This is a genomic window from Aeromicrobium sp. REDSEA-S32_B7 (genome assembly GCF_001626145.1).
Taxonomy (GTDB): domain Bacteria; phylum Actinomycetota; class Actinomycetes; order Propionibacteriales; family Nocardioidaceae; genus Aeromicrobium; species Aeromicrobium erythreum.
In genome coordinates, this window is sequence record NZ_LUNF01000228.1 from 1 (window position 1) to 2,540 (window position 2,540).

General features: G+C 67.7%; 4 protein-coding genes and 1 pseudogene. All 5 read left to right on the forward strand.

Going from position 1 to position 2,540, the window contains the following annotated elements; all coding sequences use genetic code 11:
- The first annotated feature begins 471 nt into the window (after positions 1 to 471).
- Entirely contained in the window at positions 472 to 780 is a 309-nt protein-coding gene (gene rpsJ, locus A6Q79_RS14810) for a 30S ribosomal protein S10 (RefSeq protein ID WP_008360994.1), read from the forward strand.
- Between the two features lie 11 nt (positions 781 to 791).
- Positions 792 to 1,451: a 50S ribosomal protein L3 gene (rplC, locus tag A6Q79_RS14815; RefSeq protein ID WP_317698688.1), complete on the forward strand. Its 660-nt coding sequence runs from the start codon at positions 792 to 794 to the stop codon at positions 1,449 to 1,451.
- Between the two features lie 2 nt (positions 1,452 to 1,453).
- A complete protein-coding gene (gene rplD, locus A6Q79_RS14820) occupies positions 1,454 to 2,074 on the forward strand; it encodes a 50S ribosomal protein L4 (RefSeq protein ID WP_317698689.1) in 621 nt (206 codons plus the stop codon).
- Entirely contained in the window at positions 2,071 to 2,373 is a 303-nt protein-coding gene (rplW, locus tag A6Q79_RS14825; protein WP_179532011.1) for a 50S ribosomal protein L23, read from the forward strand. The genes rplD and rplW overlap by 4 nt, the downstream gene beginning before the upstream one ends.
- A gap of 26 nt (positions 2,374 to 2,399) precedes the next feature.
- Positions 2,400 to 2,540 (forward strand): annotated as a pseudogene (locus A6Q79_RS14830) (50S ribosomal protein L2); the annotation flags it as partial.

A 2,540-nucleotide genomic window follows, 5' to 3' on the forward strand; every position in this document is an offset into this window, starting at 1 on the left:
ATCATGGAGACTCCTGGGGGAGGGGCGGAGCACCGCGTGGGACCGCTGCGGACCCGGGTGCGGTCTCGAATTTGTTCGAGGCGGGGGTGTCTGCCAAGATAGTCCGGTTGCTCCGGCGGGTCGCCGGGGTGTGCCACACCTTGACTTCTGAATCGTGTCTCCCGCACCAACTGGTGTAGATGCTCTCAGTCGTCGCGCGTGCGGCCACCATCCCTCGCAGAGATGCGTGGAACTCGCAGCGATGTGAGCCGAGACCCGATCAGCCCGATGAACCATCGGGTGCCACCACAAGCACACAGCAGCAGGATCCCGGTCCTGAGGCGTGCGCGGACGTCTGTTCAAGATGTACGACACGCCCGACCGCGGGGGTCGGCCGCAGTGGGGGTGGAGCCAGGGCGGGACCGACTCAAGCCCGAGGACGTCCCGGGACACGCACGCGGCAGGACTGACGAAGAAGGACGAGAGAGACCTATGGCGGGACAGAAGATCCGCATCAGGCTCAAGGCCTATGACCACGAGGTGATCGACACCTCGGCGCGCAAGATCGTGGACACCGTCACCCGCACGGGTGCGAAGGTCGCCGGCCCGGTGCCGCTGCCGACCGAGAAGAACGTGTACTGCGTCATCCGCTCGCCCCACAAGTACAAGGACTCCCGCGAGCACTTCGAGATGCGCACCCACAAGCGCCTCATCGACATCATCGACCCCACGCCGAAGACCGTCGACTCGCTCATGCGCCTGGACCTCCCGGCGGGCGTCGACATCGAGATCAAGCTCTGAGGTCAGACGACATGACTTTCGAACGCAACGTGAAGGGCCTGCTGGGCACCAAGCTCGGCATGACCCAGCTCTGGGACGAGAACAACAAGGTCGTCCCCGTGACCGTCGTCGCCGCGGCGACCAACGTGGTCACCCAGGTCCGCACCCCCGAGGTCGACGGCTACAACGCCGTCCAGATCGGTTTCGGCGAGATCGAGGGCCGCAAGGTCACCAAGCCGTCCGCCGGGCACTTCGCCAAGGCCGGCACGACCCCGCGCCGCCACGTGGTCGAGATCCGCACCGCCTCCGCCGGTGAGTACACCGTCGGTCAGGAGCTGGCCGTCGACACCTTCGCCGCCGGCGAGGAGATCGACGTCACCGGCACCAGCAAGGGCAAGGGCTTCGCCGGCACGATGAAGCGTCACGGCTTCGCCGGTGTCTCCGCCTCGCACGGTGCGCACCGCAACCACCGCAAGCCCGGTTCCATCGGCGCCTGCGCGACCCCCGGTCGCGTGTTCAAGGGCGTCCGGATGGCCGGCCGCATGGGTAACGACACCGTCACCACCCAGAACATCACCGTGCACGCGGTCGACGCCGACAAGGGCCTGATCCTGCTCAAGGGCGCCGTCCCCGGCCCCAAGGGCGGCCTCGTGGTCCTCCGCTCCGCCGCCAAGAAGACCCAGGAGGCCTGAGCATGTCTGTCAAGACCGTCAAGGTCGACCTGCCCGCCGAGATCTTCGACGTCGCGGTCAACGTGCCGCTGATCCACCAGGTCGTCGTCGCGCAGCAGGCCGCCGCCCGCCAGGGCACGCACGCCACCAAGACCCGCGGCGAGGTCCGCGGTGGTGGCAAGAAGCCCTACAAGCAGAAGGGCACCGGCCGCGCCCGCCAGGGCTCGACCCGCGCCCCGCAGTTCGCCGGTGGTGGCACCGTGCACGGCCCGCAGCCGCGCAGCTACGACCAGCGGACCCCCAAGAAGATGAAGGCCGCCGCCCTGCGCGGTGCGCTCTCCGACCGCGCCCAGCACGGCCGCATCCACGTCGTGGAGGCGCTCGTCGAGGGTGACAAGCCCTCCACCAAGGCGGGCCTCGCCGCCCTGGCCGGGCTGAGCGAGCGCGCGAAGTTCCTCGTGGTCCTCGAGCGCACCGACTCCGTCACCTGGCTCTCGCTGCGCAACGCGCCCGAGGTGCACATCGTGGCCGTCGACCAGATCAACACCTACGACGTGCTCGCCTCCGACGACGTGGTCTTCACCAAGGGCGCGTACGACGCGTTCGTGGGCGCCGGCACGACCGAGAAGGAGGCCAGCAAGTGAGCACCCTGCACAAGGACCACCGCGACGTCCTGATCGCGCCGGTCGTGTCCGAGAAGAGCTACGGCCTGCTCGACGCGAACAAGTACACCTTCATCGTGCGGCCCGACGCCAACAAGACCGAGATCAAGATCGCGGTCGAGAAGATCTTCAACGTCAAGGTCACCTCGGTGAACACCCTGAACCGCAACGGCAAGACCCGTCGCACCCGCAACGGTCTGGGCAAGCGCAAGGACACCAAGCGCGCGATCGTCAGCCTGGCTGAGGGGCACCGCATCGACATCTTCGGCCAGGTCGGCTGACCGGGCGAGGACTGAGGAAAAAGACAATGGCTATCCGCAAGTACAAGCCGACCACCCCGGGCCGTCGTGGCTCGTCGGTCGCCGACTTCGTCGAGATCACCCGGACCACGCCGGAGAAGTCCCTGACGGTGCCGCTGCCCAAGAAGGGCGGCCGCAACAACCAGGGT

Coding starts and splice junctions, on each gene's coding strand:
- rplC (WP_317698688.1), top strand. CDS start 792: ATGACTTTCGAACGCAACGTGAAGGGCCTGCTGGGCACCAAGCTCGGC.
- rpsJ (WP_008360994.1), top strand. CDS start 472: ATGGCGGGACAGAAGATCCGCATCAGGCTCAAGGCCTATGACCACGAG.
- rplD (WP_317698689.1), top strand. CDS start 1,454: ATGTCTGTCAAGACCGTCAAGGTCGACCTGCCCGCCGAGATCTTCGAC.